Origin of the sequence: Bacillus sp. ISL-39 (genome assembly GCF_018613295.1) — a bacterium.
Lineage (GTDB): Bacteria > Bacillota > Bacilli > Bacillales > Cytobacillaceae > Mesobacillus.
On the sequence record NZ_JAGGQM010000008.1, the window covers coordinates 1 to 23,011 of the forward strand.

The window sequence follows — 23,011 nt, forward strand, 5'->3', positions numbered from 1 at the left end:
TTCTTTTTTATCCGCACATTATCGGCTTTAATGTGACGATAAACCCACTTGATTCTTTTTTACCCGCACATTTTCGGCCTTAATGTGACGATAAACCTGCTTGATTCTTTTTTATCCGCACATTATCGGCTTTAATGTGACGATAAACCTGCTTTATCCTTTTTTACCCGCACATTTTCGGCTTTAATATGACGATAAGCTCTCCTGCCACTTCTTTATCTGTACATTGTTACAGTTGATTAGGACCATGATCTATATGTTTCAATATTAACAGTACAATATTCTTTTTGCGTTACCAAAAGTTTTCTTGATTCAATTCCCCTATAAAGAAAGCTTTCAACTTCTTCCGCTACATTAGATAAATAAAAAAGCAGCTGGATCGTCACCCAGCTGCTTTCAGTGTTTCTATTAAAAATTACTCTTGGATAGAAGCTACAACGCCAGCGCCTACAGTACGGCCGCCTTCACGAATTGAGAACTTAGTTCCTTCTTCGATAGCGATTGGAGCGATCAGTTCAACAGTCATTTCGATGTTGTCACCAGGCATAACCATTTCTACGCCTTCAGGAAGGTTACAAATACCAGTTACATCAGTTGTACGGAAGTAGAACTGTGGACGGTAGTTTGTGAAGAATGGAGTGTGACGTCCACCTTCTTCTTTTGAAAGAACGTATACTTCAGCAGTGAACTTTGTGTGTGGCTTAACAGAACCTGGCTTAGCAAGTACTTGACCACGTTGGATATCTTCACGAGCTACCCCACGAAGAAGTGCACCGATGTTGTCTCCAGCTTCTGCATAATCAAGAAGCTTACGGAACATTTCAACACCTGTTACAGTAGTTGATTTTGGCTCTTCAGTCATACCGATGATTTCGATTACGTCACCGACTTTAACTTGTCCACGCTCAACACGTCCTGTAGCAACTGTTCCACGGCCAGTGATTGAGAATACGTCCTCAACAGGCATCATGAAAGGCTTGTCAGTGTCACGTGTTGGTGTTGGGATGTACTCATCAACTGCAGCCATAAGCTCGTTGATTTTTTCTTCCCATTCTGGAGCTCCTTCAAGAGCTTTAAGAGCAGAACCTTTGATAACTGGGATGTCATCGCCAGGGAAGTCGTATTCTGAAAGAAGGTCACGTACTTCCATTTCTACTAATTCAAGAAGTTCTTCGTCGTCAACCATGTCACACTTGTTCATGAATACAACAAGGTAAGGTACGCCTACCTGACGAGAAAGAAGGATGTGCTCACGAGTTTGTGGCATTGGGCCATCAGCAGCAGATACTACAAGGATTCCGCCATCCATTTGCGCAGCACCAGTGATCATGTTTTTAACATAGTCAGCGTGTCCTGGGCAGTCAACGTGTGCATAGTGACGAGTTGCAGTTTCATACTCAACGTGTGCAGTTGAGATTGTGATACCACGCTCACGCTCTTCTGGAGCAGCGTCGATTTGGTCATATCCGCGTGCTTCACCGCCGCCTACTTTAGAAAGAACAGTAGTGATAGCAGCTGTTAGAGTAGTTTTACCATGGTCAACGTGACCAATTGTACCAATGTTAACGTGTGGCTTAGAACGATCGAATTTAGCTTTTCCCATTAGAAAAATCCTCCTTTAATATATGAAAATTAAGTATATTTTAATGTGCTGTGAAATAGGAACCCCTATCCCACAGCGTTATGCTTACATTAGTAGTTATACTTGATTAATAGGTGAAAATCAATTATTCACCTTTATTTTTTTTGATGATTTCTTCAGAAACAGATTTAGGAACTTCTTCGTAGTGGTCGAAGTGCATTGAGAATACACCGCGTCCTTGTGTGCTTGAACGAAGAGCAGTTGCATAACCGAACATTTCTGAAAGTGGAACCATCGCACGAACAACTTGAGCGTTACCACGAGCATCCATACCTTCGACGCGTCCGCGACGAGCTGTGATCATACCCATGATATCTCCAAGATATTCTTCAGGGATAACAACTTCAACCCTCATGACAGGCTCAAGGATAACTGGCTTACACTTGGAAGCCGCATTCTTAAGTGCCATTGAAGCAGCGATTTTAAACGCCATTTCAGAGGAGTCAACATCGTGGTAAGAACCGTCAAACAATCTTGCCTTGATATCAACGAGTGGATATCCTGCAAGAACTCCGCGATCTAGAGCATCTTCAAGACCAGCTTGAACCGCTGGGATGTATTCACGTGGAACTACACCACCGACGATGCCGTTCACGAATTCAAAGCCTTTTCCTTCTTCGTTTGGAGAGAACTCAATCCAAACGTGTCCGTATTGACCACGTCCACCGGATTGACGTGCGAATTTACCTTCAATGTTAGCTGATTCGCGGAAAGTTTCACGGTATGCAACCTGTGGTGCACCTACGTTTGCTTCCACTTTAAATTCACGCTTCATACGGTCAACGATGATATCAAGGTGAAGTTCACCCATTCCAGCGATGATAACCTGTCCAGTTTCCTGGTCAGTGTGTGCGCGGAATGTAGGATCTTCTTCTTGAAGCTTTTGCAACGCAGTTGTCATCTTGTCCTGGTCTGCTTTTGACTTAGGCTCAACTGATAACTGGATTACAGGCTCTGGGAACTGCATGGATTCAAGAATAACTAGAGACTTTTCATCACATAGAGTGTCACCAGTAGTTGTATCTTTCAAACCTACAGCTGCAGCGATGTCACCAGCGTAAACCGTTGAGATTTCCTGACGGCTGTTCGCGTGCATCTGAAGGATACGTCCGATACGCTCACGCTTTCCTTTAGTCGAGTTCTGGACATAAGAGCCAGATTCAAGAGTTCCGGAGTAAACGCGGAAGAATGTTAATTTTCCAACATAAGGGTCAGTCATAACTTTGAACGCAAGAGCAGAGAACGGCTCGTTGTCGTCAGAGTGACGCTCAACCACTTCTTCAGTATCCGGAAGATGGCCCTGGATCGCAGGTACATCTAGTGGAGATGGAAGGTAGTCGATAACAGCGTCAAGCATTAGCTGAACACCTTTGTTTTTGAATGCTGAACCACAGATAACTGGGTAGAATTCAACATTTGTTGTACCTTTACGGATTGCAGCTTTGATCTCTTCGACTGTAAGCTCTTCTCCGCCAAGGTATTTTTCCATTAACTCTTCATCAAGCTCAGCTACCGCTTCAACTAACTTTTCACGGTATTCTTCAGCTTGAGCCATATATTCTTCTGGAATTTCCCCAACAGTGATTTCTGTTCCAAGGTCATTACCGTAGAAGATTGCTCTCATTTCAACTAGGTCAATGATTGCTTCGAACTCATCTTCAGCACCGATCGGTAATTGGATCGGGTGAGCATTAGCTTGTAGACGATCATGAATAGTTGATACTGAGTATAGGAAGTCCGCGCCTAGCTTATCCATTTTGTTAACGAATACTACACGTGGAACTCCATAAGTAGTAGCCTGGCGCCAAACTGTTTCTGTTTGAGGCTCAACACCTGACTGTGCGTCAAGTACTGCTACTGCACCATCAAGTACACGAAGTGAACGTTCAACTTCAACAGTGAAGTCTACGTGTCCTGGTGTATCGATGATGTTAACGCGGTGCTCTTTCCATGAAGCTGTTGTTGCAGCAGATGTGATCGTGATTCCACGTTCTTGCTCCTGCTCCATCCAGTCCATCTGAGAAGCACCTTCGTGTGTTTCGCCGATTTTGTGAATTCGGCCAGTATAATAAAGAACACGCTCAGTTGTTGTTGTTTTACCAGCATCAATATGAGCCATGATTCCAATATTACGAGTTTTATCTAAGGAGAACTCTCTTGCCATTTGGTCTTTCTCCTTCCTAGTATAAGTGTTTTTAGATTGAAGGTAAGATTACCAACGATAGTGAGCGAATGCTTTGTTTGCTTCCGCCATTTTGTGTGTATCTTCGCGCTTTTTAACAGAAGCACCAGTGTTGTTAGCAGCGTCAAGAATTTCGTTAGCAAGACGCTCTTCCATTGTCTTTTCCCCACGAAGACGTGAGTAGTTTACCAACCAGCGAAGACCAAGAGTTGTACGGCGGTCTGCACGCACCTCGATTGGTACTTGATAGTTAGCTCCACCTACACGGCGTGCTTTTACTTCTAGAACAGGCATGATGTTCTTAAGAGCTGCATCGAATACTTCGATTGGCTCTTTGCCTGAACGCTCACGAATGATATCAAAAGCTGAATAAAGGATCTTTTGTGATTTACCTCTCTTGCCATCGATCATCATCTTGTTGATCAAGCGAGTGATAAGCTTTGAGTTATAAATCGGATCCGGCAATACGTCTCTTTTTGCAACTGGACCTTTACGTGGCATGTTTTTTCCTCCTTTCAAAAAGGCTAATTAGTTTTGTTTATTATTTCTTTGCTGCTTTTGGTCTCTTAGTACCGTACTTAGAACGGCCCTGCATACGATTGTTTACTCCAGCAGTATCAAGAGCACCACGAACGATGTGATAACGTACACCCGGTAAGTCTTTTACACGTCCTCCGCGGATAAGAACAACACTGTGCTCTTGAAGGTTGTGCCCGATACCAGGGATATAAGCTGTTACCTCGATTCCGTTAGTCAAACGTACACGAGCGTATTTACGCAACGCTGAGTTCGGCTTCTTAGGAGTCATAGTACCAACACGAGTACATACACCACGCTTTTGTGGAGATGAAACGTTAGTTTGAGCTTTCTTGAAGCTGTTGTAACCTTTATTAAGCGCTGGAGATTTTGACTTCTCCTCTTTAGAACTACGCGGCTTGCGCACTAATTGGTTAATAGTAGGCATGATCATTTTCCTCCCTTCACATTTTTGTAAGCCCACACATCCAGGTGGTTCATTTTTTTACAAAAAACAAAGTTCTTGCAGTCCACTGCAAAAACAGTTTTTACTTGGTTATCGCTACAGCTGAAGCTCCTACGGCAATCCCGCATGCCTTCCCTAATCTTTTCATGGAGTCGACATAGGTGATGGCTGTGTTCATTTTCCTGGCAGTCTGCAATAGATTGGCTGTCACTTTCATGTCAGCGTCCTTGGCAATGACCAGTTCGATTACTTCGCCAGCCTTCAGTGCTTTCACTGTTTGCTTTGATCCTACTATAATCTTTTTAGCTTGAGCTACTTTTTCATAAGACATGATATCCTCCAAAGTAACCGGTAAATAGGAGCACCTTTGAAATATTAACATCTAGTGCAAGAGATGTCAACAACATTAGAAAACTTTTTTCTCTAGATTGTTGTTTTTATTCATAGATCCATTCTTTTTTCTTTAAAAAGGCGGCACTTTCTGCCGTAGCAGAGAGCGCCGCGCTCTTTATTTATTCTACAGTGATTGCATCTTCGGCTTTTTCTTCTTCCATTGCAATTGGTTCAGCTCTTCTATAGCGCTGCATACCAGTTCCTGCTGGAACAAGTTTACCGATGATAACATTTTCCTTCAGGCCGAGAAGTTCATCGCGCTTGCCTTTGATCGCTGCATCTGTAAGCACTCTTGTTGTTTCCTGGAAGGATGCTGCAGACAGGAATGAATCCGTCTCAAGTGATGCTTTTGTGATACCAAGCAATACCGGACGTCCTGTTGCTGGCATTTTGCCATCAAGAAGTGCCTTGCGGTTAGCGTCAGTGAACTGATGGATCTCAAGCAATGTGCCTGGCAGTACATCTGTTTCACCAGCATCGATAACCCTGATTTTGCGCATCATCTGGCGCACCATTACTTCTACGTGCTTGTCGCCGATTTCAACACCCTGCATACGGTATACTTTTTGAACTTCTTTCAATAGGTATTCCTGCACGGATTGAACATCTTTGACTCTTAAGAGCTCCTTAGGGTCGATTGAACCTTCAGTGAGTTCCTGACCGCGTAGTACATGGTCATTCACAGCAACCTTCAAACGTGCTGTATATGGCGCATTGTAAGTACGGCTTTCGATTTCACCCTGAATCACGATTTCCTGCTGACGATCTTTTCCTTCGTTGATGCCGACTACGACACCTTCCAATTCAGAGATGACAGCTTGCCCTTTAGGATTACGTGCTTCGAACAATTCCTGGATACGCGGAAGACCTTGTGTGATATCGTCTCCTGCAACACCGCCCGTATGGAATGTACGCATTGTAAGCTGAGTACCTGGCTCACCGATTGACTGGGCAGCAATGATACCGACTGCTTCGCCAACTTCGACTTCCTGGCCAGTCGCAAGGTTGCGTCCGTAACACTTCTTACATACGCCGTGGCGTGTATTACATGTGAATGCAGAGCGGATCCATACTTCTTCGATCCCTGCTTCTACTACTTCAACAGTCAAGTCTTCTGTAATCAATCCGTTTTCAGGTACAATCACAGCCTTTGTTTCAGGATGCTTGATTGCCTTTCTTGCATAACGGCCAATTAAACGCTCTTCTAGAGGTTCGATTACTTCAGTACCATCTTTAAGTGATTTGATAAATAATCCTCTGTCTGTACCGCAATCGTCTTCGCGAACGATAACATCCTGTGCTACGTCTACGAGACGGCGAGTCAAGTAACCTGAGTCAGCAGTCTTAAGTGCTGTATCGGCAAGACCTTTACGAGCACCGTGAGTGGAGATAAAGTACTCCAAAACTGTCAGACCTTCACGGAAACTCGACTTAATCGGCAACTCGATGATTCGTCCAGCAGGGTTGGCCATCAGACCACGCATACCAGCAAGCTGCGTGAAGTTGGACGCGTTACCACGGGCACCTGAGTCACTCATCATGAAGATAGGGTTTGAATTATCTAATGATTTCATCAGCTTAGCCTGGATATTATCCTTCGCCTGGCTCCAGATAGAAATTACGCGATCATAACGCTCATCCTCGGTAATCAAACCGCGTCTGAACTGCTTAAGAACATTATCTACCTTTGTTTGTGCTTCTGAAATGATTTCCTGTTTCTCTTTAAGAACCACGATATCAGCCACACCTACCGTAATACCCGCTTTAGTCGAGTATGTGAATCCAAGACCCTTCATACGGTCAAGCATTTTTGATGTTTCTGTGATTTTGAACTTCTTGAACACTTCAGCAATGATGTTTCCAAGAATTTTCTTCTTGAACGGATCAACCAATTTCATGCTCTTGATAACTTCCTTGATATCCGCGCCTTTTTCAACAAAATATATTTCTGGAGTTTTCTCCTCAAGGTTTTGCTTGGAAGGCTCATTGATATAAGGGAATGACGCTGGAAGGATTTCGTTGAAAATCAACTTTCCAACAGTCGTGATCAATAACTGGCCATTTTGCTCTTCCGTGAATGTCTGGTTGCCAAGAGATGAAGCGGCAACAGCAATACGAGTGTGAAGGTGTACATAGCCATTCTGATATGCGATCAATGCTTCATTCGTATCCTTGAATACCATACCTTCGCCTACAGCATCTTCTCTTTCCAAAGTAAGGTAATAGTTACCTAATACCATATCCTGTGAAGGAGTAACAACCGGCTTTCCATCCTTAGGGTTCAGGATGTTCTGGGCAGCAAGCATCAACAGGCGTGCTTCTGCCTGTGCTTCAGCAGAAAGTGGCACGTGGACTGCCATCTGGTCACCGTCGAAGTCAGCGTTATAAGCTGTACATACTAGCGGGTGAAGACGGATTGCGCGTCCTTCTACTAACGTTGGCTCAAACGCCTGGATTCCCAATCTATGAAGAGTTGGGGCACGGTTAAGCAATACTGGGTGCTCTCTGATTACATCTTCTAGGACATCCCAAACCTCAGGGCTAACGCGCTCAATTTTACGTTTAGCAGACTTAATGTTGTGTGCTAAACCTTTTTGCACTAATTCTTTCATTACAAATGGCTTGAACAGCTCAAGTGCCATTTCTTTAGGTAGACCACACTGGTACATGTGCAAGTTAGGACCTACGACGATAACAGAACGGCCAGAGTAGTCAACACGCTTACCAAGAAGGTTTTGACGGAAACGACCTTGCTTACCCTTAAGCATATGGGACAGAGACTTCAACGGACGGTTACCTGGTCCTGTTACCGGACGGCCGCGGCGGCCGTTATCGATCAACGCGTCAACAGCTTCCTGAAGCATACGCTTTTCGTTCTGAACAATGATGCTAGGAGCACCAAGGTCAAGAAGACGTTTGAGACGGTTGTTACGGTTGATTACTCGGCGGTATAAATCGTTCAGGTCGGAAGTTGCGAATCGACCTCCATCAAGCTGTACCATCGGGCGAAGTTCCGGCGGGATGACAGGGAGGACATCAAGGATCATCCAAGATGGCTCATTGCCTGACCCACGGAATGCTTCTACTACCTCTAGACGCTTGATCGCACGAGTACGACGCTGGCCTTGTGCTGTTCTTAATTCTTCCTTCAGCATGTCGGCTTCTTTATCAAGGTCGATATCTGAAAGCAGCTTTTTGATTGCTTCTGCTCCCATTGCCGCCTGGAATTTGTTGCCGTATTTTTCACGATAAGCGCGGTATTCTTTTTCTGACAACAACTGCTTCTTCTCAAGGGCAGTGTCGCCAGTTTCCGTAACTACGTAAGAAGCAAAGTAAATAACCTCTTCAAGTGCGCGCGGAGACATATCCAGGATAAGTCCCATACGGCTAGGAATACCTTTGAAATACCAGATGTGAGAAACAGGAGCTGCAAGCTCGATGTGTCCCATTCTTTCACGACGGACTTTTGCGCGTGTTACTTCAACACCGCATCGGTCACAGACTACGCCTTTGTAGCGAACTCTTTTGTACTTTCCGCAGTGACATTCCCAGTCCTTCGTCGGTCCGAAGATACGCTCACAGAATAAGCCGTCTTTTTCTGGTTTCAAAGTACGATAGTTGATTGTTTCAGGCTTTTTAACCTCACCGAAAGACCATGAACGGATCTTGTCTGGTGAAGCGAGGCCAATTTTCATGTACTCAAAATTATTAACATCTAGCAAGGGGCCTACCTCCCTTTTAATCTAGGGTTTTACCCTTATGGCCACCCAAAAAGGAACACACGTGGACAATACTGTTATTCAACTGTTTGTACACGTGTGCCAATTAGATGGACCTATTCTTTCATTCCTACTTTTTCTGAATCCATTTCTTCTGCTTCAGGAGCAATTGTCAAAGTTTCTGCATGCTGCAATTCTTCTTCATCATCAAAATCGCGCATTTCTATTTCTTTTTCATCGCCTGACAGGATCTTGACGTCCATACCAAGACTCTGAAGTTCTTTCATCAATACTTTGAATGATTCAGGAACGCCTGGTTCTGGTACGTTTTCACCTTTTACAATTGCTTCATACGTTTTAACACGTCCAACAACATCATCGGACTTGACGGTTAAGATTTCCTGCAATGTGTAAGCAGCGCCATATGCTTCAAGCGCCCAAACCTCCATCTCCCCGAATCGCTGTCCGCCGAACTGAGCTTTACCGCCAAGTGGCTGCTGCGTAACAAGTGAGTATGGTCCAGTAGAACGAGCATGAAGCTTATCGTCTACCATGTGAGCAAGCTTGATCATGTACATGACACCGACAGATACACGGTTATCGAATGGTTCACCTGTACGTCCATCATATAGGACAGTTTTCGCATCTCTAGCCATACCAGCTTCCTGGATTGTTGACCATACATCTTCCTCGCGAGCACCATCGAATACAGGTGAAGCAACATGGATTCCAAGGTAGCGCGCTGCCATACCAAGGTGAAGCTCAAGAACCTGACCGATGTTCATACGTGATGGTACCCCTAGTGGGTTAAGCATGATATCGACTGGTGTTCCGTCCGGCAGGAAAGGCATATCCTCTTCCGGAAGGATTTTCGAGATAACCCCTTTGTTACCGTGGCGTCCCGCCATCTTATCACCTTCAGAAATCTTACGCTTCTGAACGATGTAAGCACGGACAAGCTGGTTTACGCCAGGAGGAAGTTCGTCGCCATCTTCACGGTTGAACACTTTGACGTCAAGGACAATCCCGCCGCCGCCGTGTGGAACACGCAATGAAGTATCGCGTACTTCCCTAGCTTTTTCACCGAAAATCGCGTGAAGGAGACGTTCTTCCGCAGTCAATTCAGTAACCCCTTTAGGTGTTACCTTACCTACCAGAAGATCTCCATCTTTCACTTCGGCACCGACACGGATGATTCCGCGCTCGTCAAGGTTTCTCAATGCATCTTCCCCGACGTTAGGGATATCGCGTGTGATTTCTTCAGGTCCAAGCTTCGTATCGCGGGACTCTGACTCGTATTCTTCTATATGGATGGATGTATAAACATCATCCTTAACGAGGCGCTCACTCATGATGATTGCATCCTCGTAGTTATAACCATTCCATGTCATGAAGCCAACAAGTACGTTACGGCCAAGTGCAAGTTCTCCTGCTTCCATAGAAGGGCCATCAGCAAGGATTTCTCCTTTAACTACACGGTCACCAAGGCTTACGATTGGGCGCTGGTTATAACAAGTACCCTGATTGGAACGAATGAACTTTAGCATGCGGTATTTATCAAGGTCACCCTTAACTTCCTGGCCGTCTACTTCCGTAACACGGCGAACCCATACTTGACGCGCTTCAACGTGTTCTACAATTCCTTCATGCTTACAGATTACTGCAGCACCAGAATCCTTTGCGTTCACGTGCTCCATTCCCGTACCAACGATTGGTGCTTCCGGCTGCATTAACGGAACAGCCTGTCTTTGCATGTTCGCACCCATTAGTGCACGGTTGGAGTCATCGTTTTCCAAGAATGGGATACACGCAGTCGCTGCGGATACAACCTGTTTAGGTGATACGTCCATATAATCGACGCGGTCACGCTTAACAACAGTGTTTTCACCGCGGAAACGGGCAATTACTTCATCATCAATGAAAGAACCATCTTCTGCTAGGCGGGCATTCGCCTGTGCAACTACATAGTTATCTTCTTCATCAGCTGTTAAGTAATCGAAATGGCTTGTCACTTTTCCTGTTTCAGGGTCTACACGGCGGTATGGTGTCTCGATGAATCCGAAACGGTTAACCTTCGCGAAACTTGAAAGGGAGTTGATCAAACCGATGTTTGGACCCTCAGGCGTTTCAATCGGGCACATACGTCCGTAGTGGGAGTAGTGAACGTCACGCACTTCGAAGCCAGCGCGTTCACGTGTAAGACCACCAGGTCCCAATGCAGATAGACGCCTTTTATGTGTCAATTCAGCCAGCGGATTCGTCTGGTCCATGAACTGTGAAAGCTGGGAGCTTCCAAAGAACTCTTTAATGGACGCAATGACCGGGCGGATATTGATTAATTGCTGTGGTGTAATCGTATTTGTGTCCTGAATGGACATTCTTTCACGGACTACACGCTCCATTCTGGACAAACCAATACGGAATTGGTTCTGCAACAGCTCACCTACAGAACGAAGGCGTCTGTTTCCTAAATGGTCGATGTCATCTGTGTCACCAACACCATGCAGCAAGTTAAAGAAGTAGCTGATGGATGCAATGATATCAGCAGGCGTGATGTTTTTGATCGGTTCAGGGACATAGGCATTACCTAAAACATTGATTTCTTTTTCGCCCTCATCGTTCGGAGCATAGATCTTAATGCTTTGTAAAGTTACATCCTCTTCAACCACGCCGCCGTAAGGGCTGAAATTCTTGAAGCCAACATCCTTCTCCAGCGCAGGAATGATCTTATCCAGAGTTCGGCGGTCTAAAGTGACTCCTTTTTCTGCAATAATTTCTCCTGTTTCAGGATCTACTAATGTTTCTGCAAGCTTTTGCCCGAATAAACGGTTTTTAATATGAAGCTTTTTGTTGATTTTATAACGCCCTACATTTGCAAGGTCATAGCGCTTTGGATCAAAGAATCTTGAAACCAGCAAGCTTTTTGCATTGTCAACTGTAGGCGGTTCGCCAGGACGGAGACGCTCGTAAATTTCCAGAAGCGCTTTTTCCGTGCTTTCCGTATTGTCTTTTTCAAGAGTATTACGGATATATTCGTTATCACCGATCAGATCAATGATTTCTTGATCAGAACCGAACCCTAATGCACGCAAAAGAACCGTAACAGGGAGCTTCCTCGTACGATCGATCCTTACATATACAACATCCTTGGCATCTGTTTCATACTCTAACCAGGCGCCTCGGTTCGGAATAACGGTCGCAGTGAACCCTTTCTTCCCGTTCTTATCAAGTTTTCCACTGTAGTATACACTTGGTGAACGCACTAACTGGGAAACGATAACCCTTTCAGCACCGTTAATTACAAACGTGCCAGTTTCTGTCATAAGCGGGAAATCGCCCATGAAGACATCCTGGTCCTTTACTTCACCTGTTTCCTTATTCACAAGGCGGACCTTTACTCGCAATGGCGCAGAGTAAGTGACGTCTCTTTCTTTTGATTCTTCCACTGGATATTTCGGTTCGCCAAGACTGTAATCGATAAACTCTAACGATAAGTTACCAGTAAAGTCTTCAATCGGTGAAATGTCCTGGAACATTTCACGGAGGCCCTCATCAAGAAACCACTGATAGGAAGAGGTTTGAATTTCAATCAAATTCGGCAATTCCAAAACTTCACTGATGCGAGCATAACTTCTACGTTGGCGGTGTCGTCCATACTGAACTAGTTGACCTGTCAACTGATTCACCCCTCAAATCAAGCGTTATTATTCATCTATCCCTGTCTTGTCCATGAAGTTTCCTCCATTTCAAAAGACAAAAAGAAAAAGGGTTTTCACCTAAAAACCACATTTCCTGCAACGAACAATTATTTTGTTAGTTTTCCCTTAATGCCCAAAATTATACAACTTTCGATGAAAATAGCAATTGAAAAGGAAACTAATATATTGGCATTTTATAATATTAACATAGCGGTTTTCTCACGTCAACATTTAACAGATTTGAGAATAAAGTATCCTTTACTTTTCGCCGCAATGTCAACTTCGCCAAAAAGCTCTTTCATTTTTTCCATCGCGGACGGTGCACCCTGCTTCTTCTGGATGACCACCCAAAGCTCTCCGCCTTCAGCTAAATGAAGGAAGCTTTGTTCGAAAATATCATGCACAATCTTTTTCCCGGCACGGATCGGCGGGTTCGTAAGGATTGCATTGAATCCTTTTTCCTCCACTCCAGTCAGCCGGTCACTTTCATAGATTTTCACATTGTTCACTTTGTTTTCGGACGCATTTTCATCAGCAAGCATAATCGCTCTTTCATTGACATCCACCATGTGGACCATTGCATCAGGATAAGCCTTTGCTAGCGAAAGACCGATCGGCCCATAGCCACACCCAACATCAAGGATCAATCCATCAGCTTTATTCAGTTCGAACGTGTCGATCAACAACCTTGATCCAAAATCGACTTCCTTTTTCGAAAAAACACCACTGTCTGTCTTGAAGCGGAAGCTATTCCCCTTCAATTCACTTTGCCATTTTACTGGATTGCTGTCAGTACTGGGTTTGCGGGAGTAGTAATGTTCAGTCAAAATCTCTCACCTCCACGGGGACTCATTTGAAGAATGCGATCGCGGATTGCATTGCTACTGCGGTATTATAAACTTTTTAAAATTAAAAAGCAAAAATTGAACAAAGTTTAGTTTTGGGCTCTGTTTAAATCCGGCTGTTGATTTTCGTTCCAGGCGCTTTGCTTTCCGGGGGGAAGAATTATGAAAAAGCCCTACTGCCGGCTTTTTCAAAGATCAAATTCTTCCTTGCAGTCCGGGAGCCTCCTCGGCGCTTTTGGCGCCTGCGGGGTCTCCCGTGACTCGCTATTCCCGCAGGACATTGAATGGACTTCCCCGAAATTGCCCACGCACGATGAAAATGCGTTAGCATTTTCGGAGGAGTCTTCACGCCTTCCACTACAATCAACAGGAGGTAAGAAACAATTCTTGTTAAAACAGAGCCTTTATCAACTTGAATGAATCATAACGCCGCCAATTTTAACCGTTAACCAGCTAGCAGGATAGAAGCGAAAAAAAAGCCCGCTTTAGCAGCGAGCTTTTTATTGTAAGGTTGATTACTTAACTTCGACGTTAGCTCCAACTTCTTCAAGCTTAGCTTTGATTTCTTCAGCTTCTTCTTTAGAAACGCCTTCTTTAAGAGCTTTAGGAGCGTTGTCAACAACTTCTTTCGCTTCCTTAAGTCCAAGACCAGTGATTTCACGAACAACTTTGATAACCTTGATCTTCTGGTCGCCAGCAGATGCAAGAACTACGTCAAATTCAGTTTGTTCTTCAACAGCAGCTCCAGCAGCTCCACCCATCATAGCAACTGGTGCAGCAGCAGTTACGCCGAATTCTTCTTCGATTGCTTTTACTAGATCGTTAAGTTCTAAAACAGTCATATTTTTAACTGCTTCAATGATTTGTTCTTGAGTCATGATTATTTTCCTCCTTGAAATTGGTTAGTTTTTTTATTGTTAAACCGTAAAAATTAACTTACGCGCCTTGTTCTTCCTTCTGTTCCGCAACTGCCTTTGTAGCAAGAGCAAGATTGCGGATCGGAGCTTGAAGTACGCTGAGTAGCATAGAAAGTAGACCTTCGCGAGACGGTAGGTCTGCAAGTGCCTTGATTTCTTCTACTGTAACGATGTTGCCTTCAACTACGCCCGCCTTGATTTCAAGCGCTTCATGCTTTTTAGCGAATTCGTTAAGAATCTTCGCTGGTGCAACTACATCTTCAGTACTGAACGCGATTGCGTTAGGACCTGTTAAAGATGTGTTTAAGTCAGCAAGTTCAGCAGCTTCAGCAGCACGGCGTGTCATAGAGTTTTTGTAAACTTTGAATTCTACGCCAGCTTCACGAAGCTCTTTACGAAGTTCAGTTACTTCAGAAACTGTAAGTCCGCGGTAATCAACAACGATTGTTGATTTGCTTTCTTTTAGTTTGCCAGCAATCTCGTCAACGATTTGCTTTTTTACTTCAATAACTTTGCTCATCCTTACACCTCCTGTAGATTTCTGCATTTATACCGATCAAATAAAAACCTCCGCATCTGGACAGACACGGAGGAAGTATACAATAGTAAAAGTGTAGCTCTATCGTATGACCTCGGCAGGTTATTAAGCTATAAGCCCCTGCTGTCTGCGGTACAAATGTTATTTTATTTTCACAACAAGAAGAATTATATCTAATGCTTCTTTAATTGTCAAATACTATTATTTTACAGTTGAAGGATCTACTTTAACGCCAGGTCCCATTGTAGTAGAGATCGTAACGTTCTTCATGTAAGTTCCTTTTGCTGCAGCTGGCTTAACCTTCATCATAGTTTCGAAGATTGTGTTGAAGTTTTCAACAAGCTTGCCGTCTTCGAAAGAAACTTTTCCGATAGGTACATGGATGTTACCAGACTTATCAACGCGGTATTCTACTTTACCTGCTTTGATTTCGTTAACTGCCTTCGTTACATCGAAAGTAACTGTGCCAGTCTTAGGGTTTGGCATTAAGCCTTTAGGTCCCAATACGCGGCCAAGCTTACCAACTTCACCCATCATGTCAGGTGTAGCTACGATTACATCAAAGTCGAACCAGCCTTGCTGGATCTTAGTGATGTATTCTGCATCGCCAACATAGTCTGCGCCAGCAGCTTCTGCTTCTTTTAACTTTTCACCTTTAGCGAATACTAGAACACGTTGAGTTTTACCAGTACCGTTTGGAAGCACAACCGCTCCACGGATTTGCTGGTCAGCTTTCTTAGGGTCTACGCCCAAACGGAAAGCAGCTTCAACTGTAGCGTCGAATTTCACAGTGCTTGTCTTCTTAGCAAGCTCAACTGCTTCAGCAGCTGTATATGCTTGAGAGCGATCTACAAGCTTTACAGCTTCTAGATACTTTTTACCTTTTTTAGCCATTTTAATTTCCTCCTATATTGTGGTTTTAACGGAATAACCTCCCACTTTGAAAAGCGGAGGCACCTTTGTCAGGTGCCAAAGCCAGACAAGTTGAAAAGCGAAGGCGCCGTATGACGTCTAAGCTTGGCAACGAAAAGCGAAGGCGCCATAAAGGCGCCGTATCAGACAGATAAAAGGTTGCGAGTGAAATCAAATTCAGCTACGCAACCTATCAATCCTCTGCAGCAGAAATTAGTCTTCGATAGTGATTCCCATGCTGCGTGCAGTACCTTCAACCATGCGCATTGCTGCTTCAACGCTAGCTGCGTTAAGGTCAGGCATTTTCTGTTCAGCAATCTCACGTACTTTCTCACGCTTGACTGTTGCTACTTTATTACGGTTTGGTTCACCAGAACCAGACTGGATTCCAGCTGCTACCTTCAAAAGAACTGCAGCAGGAGGAGTTTTCGTAATAAATGTAAATGAACGGTCTTCAAAAACCGTAATTTCAACAGGAATGATTAATCCAGCTTGATCAGCTGTACGAGCGTTAAACTCCTTACAGAATCCCATGATGTTAACACCGGCTTGACCTAGTGCAGGTCCAACTGGTGGTGCCGGATTGGCTTTGCCAGCAGGGATTTGCAACTTAACCATCTTAATTACTTTTTTAGCCACGAGACACACCTCCTTAAAGTCCGTGATGTGGTAATAGGGGATTTTCCCCTCCCACTCATTTTAAAAGTCTTTATATAAAATAAAGAACTTGACATATAATCTGTCAATCGTCCAAGACATACTGACCTATGAAATATTAACACTTTTTAAAGTTGATTTCAAGCTATTTCAAATTATATTTTTTCAATCTGCGAAAATTCGAGCTCTACCGGAGTATCGCGGCCGAACATATTGACAAGAACTTTAAGCTTAGCCTTGTCCTTATCGATTTCTTCGATTGTCCCTGTGAAGTTGGCGAACGGCCCTTCGCTTACCTGGACAGTTTCACCAAGTTCGAAGTTGATATCAACCTTCTTCTCCACCATACCCATGCGCTTGAGGATGAATGTTGCTTCTTCAGGCAATAACGCGGTTGGTTTTGATCCTGCACCAGCTGAGCCAACAAATCCAGTCACACCCGGCGTATTGCGGACAACATACCAGGAATCATCTGTCATAACCAATTCTACCAGGACATAACCAGGGAAAGTCTTTCTCTTAACAACTTTCTTTTTACCATTTTTGAAATCTGTTTCTTCTTCTTCAGGTACGATCACCCGGAAAATCTTATCTTGCATGCCCATTGTTTCAACACGCTTTTCAAGATTCGTCTTGACCTTGTTCTCGTAGCCTGAGTAAGTATGCACTACATACCAATTCTTTTCCATCATCGAGGACTAATTCGTCCGTCCCTCCCCATTTCCAGACGCCCGGGCGTTACCGTCATGTGTAAACGGCAGCCCCGGCATTGAATGCGAATTTTTTCAAGCAAATAAAAAACCCGTTATCCGGGCTTTTAAACTTGTCCTGCGTTTATATTTTCCATTATACCATGAGTACGTATTGGTTATTCAAGAATTAAGCGAATCAATTCAGAAATACCAAGGTCTAACACTGCGAAGAATAGAGCAGCAAAAGCAACTGTAGACAGAACCGTAATCGTGTAGCGAGTCAGTTCTTTGCGTCTAGGCCAGCTGACCTTCCTCATTTCACGTCCAACTTCACTGAAAAAATTAGTGATGCGCTGCATTTTGTAACCTCCAACTTATCGGAATTCCATATGATGATCTATCTGAAAACCTTATTTCGTTTCCTTATGAACTGTATGGGCACCGCAGTTGCTGCAGTACTTTTTCAGCTCCAGCCGTTCTGTTTGCGTTTGCTTGTTGCTCGGTGTGGAATAATTGCGGGAACCGCATTCCTGACAAGCAAGAGTCACTTTGTTGTTCATTGACACTTACACCCGCTTCAACAGGCTGATTCCAATCTGATACCATGAAACCGCCATCTATAATATCTTTAAAAAGATACCACGGCTGATAGCCTGTGTCAATAAGGGTTTAAGAGATTAAAAGTCAGTTTTGCGGCTATTTTTCGGCAATTCAACCTACACTGACAGCTCTCTCAGCTCAAGATACCTCTCCAGCTTCCGCTTCACGCGCTGAAGCGCATTGTCGATTGACTTGACATGGCGATTCAGCTCTTCAGAAATTTCCTGATAGGATTGTCCGTCCAAATATAATGCGAGCACTTTTCGTTCAAGGTCACTCAGCAGCTCAGACATTTTCACTTCAATCTGGTCAAACTCTTCCTGATTAATAAATAATTCTTCGGGGTCCATCACTTTGGCTCCGGATAAAACATCCATCAGTGTCCTGTCCGATTCTTCATCATATATCGGCTTGTCCAGGGAAACATAGGAGTTAAGAGGGATATGTTTTTGCCTTGTGGCCGTCTTGATGGCCGTAATGATCTGACGGGTAATGCATAGTTCTGCAAATGCTTTGAATGATGTCAGCTTGTCCTCACGGAAATCACGGATCGCTTTATATAAGCCGATCATTCCTTCCTGCACGATGTCCTCTTTATCTGCTCCAATCAGGAAATATGAACGTGCTTTCGCCCGAACAAAATTCCTGTATTTGTGAATCAGAAAATCAAGTGCATCACTTTCTCCTCTGTGTACCGCTTCTATAATTTCTTCATCTTCCAGCAATAAATAAGAGTCATTTGAACGATTCCCGATGTCAGCACTCATTTCGATCCCCCCGCCCGCACATACAGTTAGAAATATTATACAGCAGGCGTTTTTAAGGCGTCAACAGGTCATTGCTCCCCTCTGCGCCATTTTTCGAAAATTTCTGCCACTTCTTTTGTAAGCGGAATCTTGGCACTCGGCTTCTTTTCCTGGATCACTTTCACGCTTTTTTCTATTTTTTTACTAATTAAATTTGTTTCATTAAGCAGCTCCCTCGCTGATTTCCTTAATGCTCCCTGTCCAAAAATGGCCCATTGCTCGGTATAGTCAGAGGTGGCTACATGGATCTGCGTTTTGCGGTTACTGAGGTCGATCGCCAGTCTTTCAATCCGTTCATCCGCCGTTTCATTTTCTTTTGTAAAAATTACTTCCACTTTGTAATTCTTATATTTCTTTTGTGTTCCTGATACAAAATGGGCGTCAAAAACAATGATAACGCGATAGCCGGTATACGCTTGGTACTCTGCCATGATTTCCACCAGCCGGTCCCTGGCAGCAGAAAGTTCTCTCTTCTTCAAGCTGACCAGCTCCGGCCATGCGCCGATGATGTTGTAGCCGTCAACAAGCAGGATATCCATTCCTATTCCCCTAGCGGTTGTCGTTTACGGTGGACTTCATACATCAGGAGTGCCGCGGCCACTGATGCATTCAACGAAGTTACATGCCCAACCATCGGAAGACTTAAAAGAAAGTCACACTTGTCCCTGATCAGCCTTCCCATACCTTTTCCCTCGCTGCCGATTACCAGGCCAAGAGGCAATGTTCCATCCATTTGACGAAAATCCTGTTTTGCCGAAGCATCCGTGCCCGCTATCCAGACACCGCGTTCTTTTAATTCATCGATGGTCTGGGCCATATTGGTGACTCTTGCAACCGGGATATATTCGATTGCGCCTGTAGATAATTTAGCTACTGTTGCGGTCAGCCCTACCGCTCGCCTTTTAGGAATGATGATCCCGTGTGCTCCCGATGCATCAGCTGTCCTCATGATGGATCCAAGATTGTGAGGATCCTCAATTTCATCGAGGAGCAAGAAGAATGGCGCCTCGTTCTTCTTTTCCGCTGCAGCGAATAAATCATCAATCTCCGCATATTCGTAGGCTGCAACCTGGGCGATGACACCCTGGTGATTGCCCTCGGCTAGCTGGTCGATCTTCTTTTTCGGGACGAATTGAACGATGACATTGGCTTCCTTCGCCATTCCGATTACCTGCTGCATCTGTCCGCTTTGGGAGCCTTCGGCAATCAGGATTTTGTTGATGTCACGTTCAGACTTAAGCGCTTCAATCACCGGATTTTTGCCAATGATGTAATCCTGGTTTTCATTTTGTTCCCTAAGTTGATCAGCTTTTTGCCCTTGTCTCTGGTCACGCCTTGGTTCGTGTTTACGGTCGCTTCTTGCTTCATGTTTTCGGTCCTGTCTTACTTCATGTTTCTGGTCCTTGCCTCTGGCCTGCTTGTTCTTTGGCTTTTCGTCCTGTCTTTGCGCCTGGTTCCGTGCTGGTTTCCGCTTATTGTCATCAACTGATTTCGGCCTATTGTTCCGGCTCTGTTTATGTTGCTGTTTCTGGCTCATCTGGAATCTTTCCTCCCATCTATTCTTCAGCAAGTGCAAATACTGTGGTAATCAGTTCCTCTATCCGTTTCTCATTACCTGCCAGATACAAATAACCGATCAGTGCCTCAAAGGCTGTACTGTACCGGTATGTTTGGACATCGGTGTTTTTCGGGACAGATCCTGACTTCGCATTCCGGCCCCTTTTTACAATCGTTATCTCTGCTTCGGATAGCATGTCCATCTCCATCAGCTTATGAAGGTATTTCGCCTGCGATTTCGCCGACACATAAGCGGTTGCTTCTTTATGCAGCTTGTTTGGCCGGACCTTTCCGCTTTGCAGCAGGTGATGCCGGACATACAGTTCATAAACGGCATCACCCATGTAAGCAAGCGCTAGGCTATTCAATTGTTTTTCATCTATTTTTTGTTCGTAATGCAGCATCATTTAGCCTCTTTTCCATCTGATGCCCTGAGGTGTGTCCTCGATGATGATGTTCATTTCCTTCAATTGGTCACGGATATCATCGGCAAGCTGGAAGTTTCTTTCCTTGCGGGCTTGTGTTCGTTTTTCAATCAGCGCCTCGATTTCCTCATCCAGCAACTCTTCATCCTTCAGTGACAGGCCAAGTACATCGAACAATGTTTCAAATTCATTCATGAATGCTTTGATGACTTCCTCGGAAGTATTTTTCTCCATCAAGTACAGATTAGAAAGCTTAGAGAGTTCAAATAAGGTTGATACACCATTTGCGGTATTGAAGTCATCATCCATATCCTTGATGAACTGCTCGCGGATCCCGGCGATTTTATCCAGCCATTCCTGGTTGTTATCGGTAAGATTCGCGCTCGCTCCCAGGCGGTGCTTCAGATTTTGGTAAGATGTCTTCAGGCGTTCGAAAGCAGCCTGTGTCTTTTCAAGCAGCTCCTGGCTGTAGTTGATTGGATTCCGGTAATGGACAGAAATCATGAAAAATCTTAATACCTGTGGATCAATCTGCTTAATGATGTCATGAACTGTGACAAAATTGCCCAGTGACTTAGACATCTTTTCATTATTAATATTGATATATCCATTATGCATCCAGTAGCGGGCAAACGTCTTTCCTGTCAATGCCTCTGACTGGGCGATTTCATTTTCATGGTGCGGGAATGCCAGGTCCTGGCCTCCTGCATGGATATCGATCGTATCTCCAAGGTATTCGCGGGCCATCGCCGAGCACTCAATATGCCAGCCTGGACGGCCTTTGCCCCAAGGACTGTCCCAGGAAATTTCGCCTTCTTTAGCCGATTTCCAAAGCACAAAGTCAAGCGCATCCTGTTTCTTTTCCCCAACCTGTATCCTCGCTCCAACCTTCAGCTCTTCAATGGATTGATGTGAAAGCTTGCCGTATTCTTTAAATTCCCTCGTGCGGTAGTACACATCTCCGCCTGATTCATAGGCAAAGCCTTTTTCTATCAACGCGCTGATAAATTCGATAATCAAATCCATTGTTTCCGTTACCCTTGGGTGTGCATCGGCTGTTTTGCAGCCAAGTGCATGGACATCCTCAAAATAAGCGTCAATGAATCGTTGCGCGATTGTCGGTACGTCTTCCCCAATTTCATTCGCTGCTTTGATCAGTTTGTCATCGACATCGGTGAAGTTCGAAATATATTGTACATCATAGCCGCGGAACTCAAGATAGCGGCGGACCGTATCGAACACGATGGCCGGACGGGCATTTCCAATGTGAATATAGTTATAGACGGTAGGACCGCAAACATACATTTTCACTTTTCCCTCTTCTAAAGGGATAAACTCTTCCTTGTTCCGAGTCAGTGTATTATAAATTTTAATTCCCATTTTCCATGCCCCTTCCATGCTTCTCAACTTCAAGTTCTTCTTGTAATCTGACTAAATCAAGTTCTTTTTTCAAATTAACCAATTCCATCTCGATTTCATTGCATCGATCTGCTACCGGATCTGGCAAATCGCGATGGTTGAAATCCTTCTTGACCCTGACGCCGTCCTGGATGACGATTTTGCCGGGAATGCCCACAACCGTGGAGTTCGGCGGCACATCCTTCAGGACAACGGATCCAGCGCCCACTTTAGAATTCTCCCCAATCGTGATCGAACCTAAAACCTTCGCGCCAGTCGCAATCAGAGCATTGTCATTAACAGTCGGGTGGCGTTTGCCCTTTTCCTTGCCAGTACCGCCCAGGGTCACACCCTGAAACACGGTCACATTATCACCAATTTCACACGTTTCGCCAATGACGACCCCCATTCCATGGTCGATGAAAAAACGTCTGCCAATCTTGGCTCCCGGATGGATTTCTACCCCCGTGAAAAAACGGCTAATTTGCGAAATGGCTCTTGCGATAAAATAAAACTTCCGCTTATAGAAAGCATGTGCCAAACGATGGGACCATATCGCATGCAGGCCTGCGTATGTCAAAGCCACTTCCAGCACACTCCTGGCAGAAGGATCCTGGTCAAAAACAACATCTATGTCTTCCTTCATCATTTTAAACATGGTGAAATCCTCCTTCTTTTAAAATTTATTCGATTTTTGCTCATTAATGAGCACCTTCAAAGCCGACATTGGGTTATAGCCTTACTAATTTGTATTTATGTGACCGTAATCTCACTGGTTCGGCTTTTTCGGGCACATATTCTTCCTTTATGTGACCGGAATTCCGCTGGTTCGGCTTTTTCGGGCACATATTCTTCCTTTATGTGACCGGTATCTTACTGGGACAGCTTTTTCGGGCACATATTCTTCATTTATGTGACCGGTATCTCACTGGGACAGCTTTTTCGGGCACATATTCTTCGTTTATGTGACGGAATCTCACTGGGACAGCTTTTTCGGGCACATATTCTTCATTAATGTGACCGGTATCTCACTGGGACAGCTTTTTCG

General features: G+C 44.4%; 21 protein-coding genes and 1 other annotated feature. All 21 genes read right to left on the bottom strand.

The features are described 5' to 3' along the window. Window positions 1–415: 415 nt before the first annotated feature. Complete coding sequence (gene tuf / locus J7E37_RS08875; protein ID WP_102264854.1) at window positions 416–1,603, bottom strand: elongation factor Tu; 1,188 nt, start codon at window positions 1,601–1,603, stop codon at window positions 416–418. Between the two features lie 124 nt (window positions 1,604–1,727). After that, on the bottom strand, window positions 1,728–3,806 hold the full coding sequence (gene fusA, locus J7E37_RS08880) for an elongation factor G (protein ID WP_214784140.1): 2,079 nt from the start codon (window positions 3,804–3,806) through the stop codon (window positions 1,728–1,730). Window positions 3,807–3,854: 48 nt separating this feature from the next. Beyond that, the gene (gene rpsG / locus J7E37_RS08885) at window positions 3,855–4,325 is read right to left on the bottom strand and encodes a 30S ribosomal protein S7 (protein ID WP_041966528.1); all 471 of its coding nucleotides are present in this window, start codon (window positions 4,323–4,325) and stop codon (window positions 3,855–3,857) included. Window positions 4,326–4,365: 40 nt separating this feature from the next. Further along, complete coding sequence (rpsL, locus tag J7E37_RS08890) at window positions 4,366–4,788, bottom strand: 30S ribosomal protein S12 (RefSeq protein ID WP_023626436.1); 423 nt, start codon at window positions 4,786–4,788, stop codon at window positions 4,366–4,368. 100 nt (window positions 4,789–4,888) lie between these two features. Beyond that, window positions 4,889–5,137 (bottom strand): 50S ribosomal protein L7ae-like protein, encoded by a 249-nt coding sequence (locus tag J7E37_RS08895; protein WP_214784143.1) that lies wholly within the window; start codon window positions 5,135–5,137, stop codon window positions 4,889–4,891. Between the two features lie 181 nt (window positions 5,138–5,318). Beyond that, complete coding sequence (gene rpoC, locus J7E37_RS08900; protein ID WP_214784146.1) at window positions 5,319–8,921, bottom strand: DNA-directed RNA polymerase subunit beta'; 3,603 nt, start codon at window positions 8,919–8,921, stop codon at window positions 5,319–5,321. A 113-nt stretch (window positions 8,922–9,034) separates the two neighbouring features. Continuing rightward, window positions 9,035–12,595 carry a DNA-directed RNA polymerase subunit beta gene (gene rpoB / locus J7E37_RS08905; RefSeq protein WP_214784149.1) on the bottom strand — a complete coding sequence of 1,187 codons (3,561 nt, stop codon included), beginning with the start codon at window positions 12,593–12,595 and terminating at the stop codon, window positions 9,035–9,037. A gap of 245 nt (window positions 12,596–12,840) precedes the next feature. Beyond that, window positions 12,841–13,443, bottom strand: coding sequence for a class I SAM-dependent methyltransferase (locus J7E37_RS08910; RefSeq protein WP_215023620.1), 603 nt, complete (start codon window positions 13,441–13,443; stop codon window positions 12,841–12,843). A gap of 533 nt (window positions 13,444–13,976) precedes the next feature. Further along, window positions 13,977–14,339 (bottom strand): 50S ribosomal protein L7/L12, encoded by a 363-nt coding sequence (gene rplL / locus J7E37_RS08915; RefSeq protein ID WP_023626441.1) that lies wholly within the window; start codon window positions 14,337–14,339, stop codon window positions 13,977–13,979. A gap of 58 nt (window positions 14,340–14,397) precedes the next feature. Then, a complete protein-coding gene (gene rplJ, locus J7E37_RS08920) occupies window positions 14,398–14,898 on the bottom strand; it encodes a 50S ribosomal protein L10 (protein WP_214784155.1) in 501 nt (166 codons plus the stop codon). Between the two features lie 32 nt (window positions 14,899–14,930). After that, window positions 14,931–15,067: a sequence feature (ribosomal protein L10 leader region), on the bottom strand. Window positions 15,068–15,117: 50 nt separating this feature from the next. Further along, complete coding sequence (rplA, locus tag J7E37_RS08925; RefSeq protein ID WP_214784158.1) at window positions 15,118–15,810, bottom strand: 50S ribosomal protein L1; 693 nt, start codon at window positions 15,808–15,810, stop codon at window positions 15,118–15,120. Window positions 15,811–16,041: 231 nt separating this feature from the next. Beyond that, entirely contained in the window at window positions 16,042–16,467 is a 426-nt protein-coding gene (rplK, locus tag J7E37_RS08930) for a 50S ribosomal protein L11 (RefSeq protein WP_139378273.1), read from the bottom strand. 173 nt (window positions 16,468–16,640) lie between these two features. Continuing rightward, window positions 16,641–17,174, bottom strand: coding sequence for a transcription termination/antitermination protein NusG (nusG, locus tag J7E37_RS08935; RefSeq protein WP_214784160.1), 534 nt, complete (start codon window positions 17,172–17,174; stop codon window positions 16,641–16,643). A 179-nt stretch (window positions 17,175–17,353) separates the two neighbouring features. Beyond that, complete coding sequence (secE, locus tag J7E37_RS08940; RefSeq protein ID WP_041966537.1) at window positions 17,354–17,536, bottom strand: preprotein translocase subunit SecE; 183 nt, start codon at window positions 17,534–17,536, stop codon at window positions 17,354–17,356. Window positions 17,537–17,587: 51 nt separating this feature from the next. Next, window positions 17,588–17,737: a 50S ribosomal protein L33 gene (rpmG, locus tag J7E37_RS08945; RefSeq protein WP_192472790.1), complete on the bottom strand. Its 150-nt coding sequence runs from the start codon at window positions 17,735–17,737 to the stop codon at window positions 17,588–17,590. A 156-nt stretch (window positions 17,738–17,893) separates the two neighbouring features. Further along, on the bottom strand, window positions 17,894–18,544 hold the full coding sequence (gene sigH / locus J7E37_RS08950) for an RNA polymerase sporulation sigma factor SigH (RefSeq protein WP_214784164.1): 651 nt from the start codon (window positions 18,542–18,544) through the stop codon (window positions 17,894–17,896). Between the two features lie 68 nt (window positions 18,545–18,612). Then, window positions 18,613–19,122 carry an NYN domain-containing protein gene (locus tag J7E37_RS08955; protein ID WP_214784166.1) on the bottom strand — a complete coding sequence of 170 codons (510 nt, stop codon included), beginning with the start codon at window positions 19,120–19,122 and terminating at the stop codon, window positions 18,613–18,615. A 2-nt stretch (window positions 19,123–19,124) separates the two neighbouring features. After that, a complete protein-coding gene (rlmB, locus tag J7E37_RS08960; RefSeq protein ID WP_214784203.1) occupies window positions 19,125–19,853 on the bottom strand; it encodes a 23S rRNA (guanosine(2251)-2'-O)-methyltransferase RlmB in 729 nt (242 codons plus the stop codon). 286 nt (window positions 19,854–20,139) lie between these two features. Then, a complete protein-coding gene (locus tag J7E37_RS08965; RefSeq protein WP_192472808.1) occupies window positions 20,140–20,544 on the bottom strand; it encodes a Mini-ribonuclease 3 in 405 nt (134 codons plus the stop codon). Between the two features lie 3 nt (window positions 20,545–20,547). After that, window positions 20,548–21,945, bottom strand: coding sequence for a cysteine--tRNA ligase (gene cysS / locus J7E37_RS08970; RefSeq protein WP_214784168.1), 1,398 nt, complete (start codon window positions 21,943–21,945; stop codon window positions 20,548–20,550). Next, window positions 21,935–22,621, bottom strand: coding sequence for a serine O-acetyltransferase (gene cysE / locus J7E37_RS08975; protein WP_214784171.1), 687 nt, complete (start codon window positions 22,619–22,621; stop codon window positions 21,935–21,937). The genes cysS and cysE overlap by 11 nt, the downstream gene beginning before the upstream one ends. Between the last annotated feature and the right edge of the window lie 390 nt (window positions 22,622–23,011).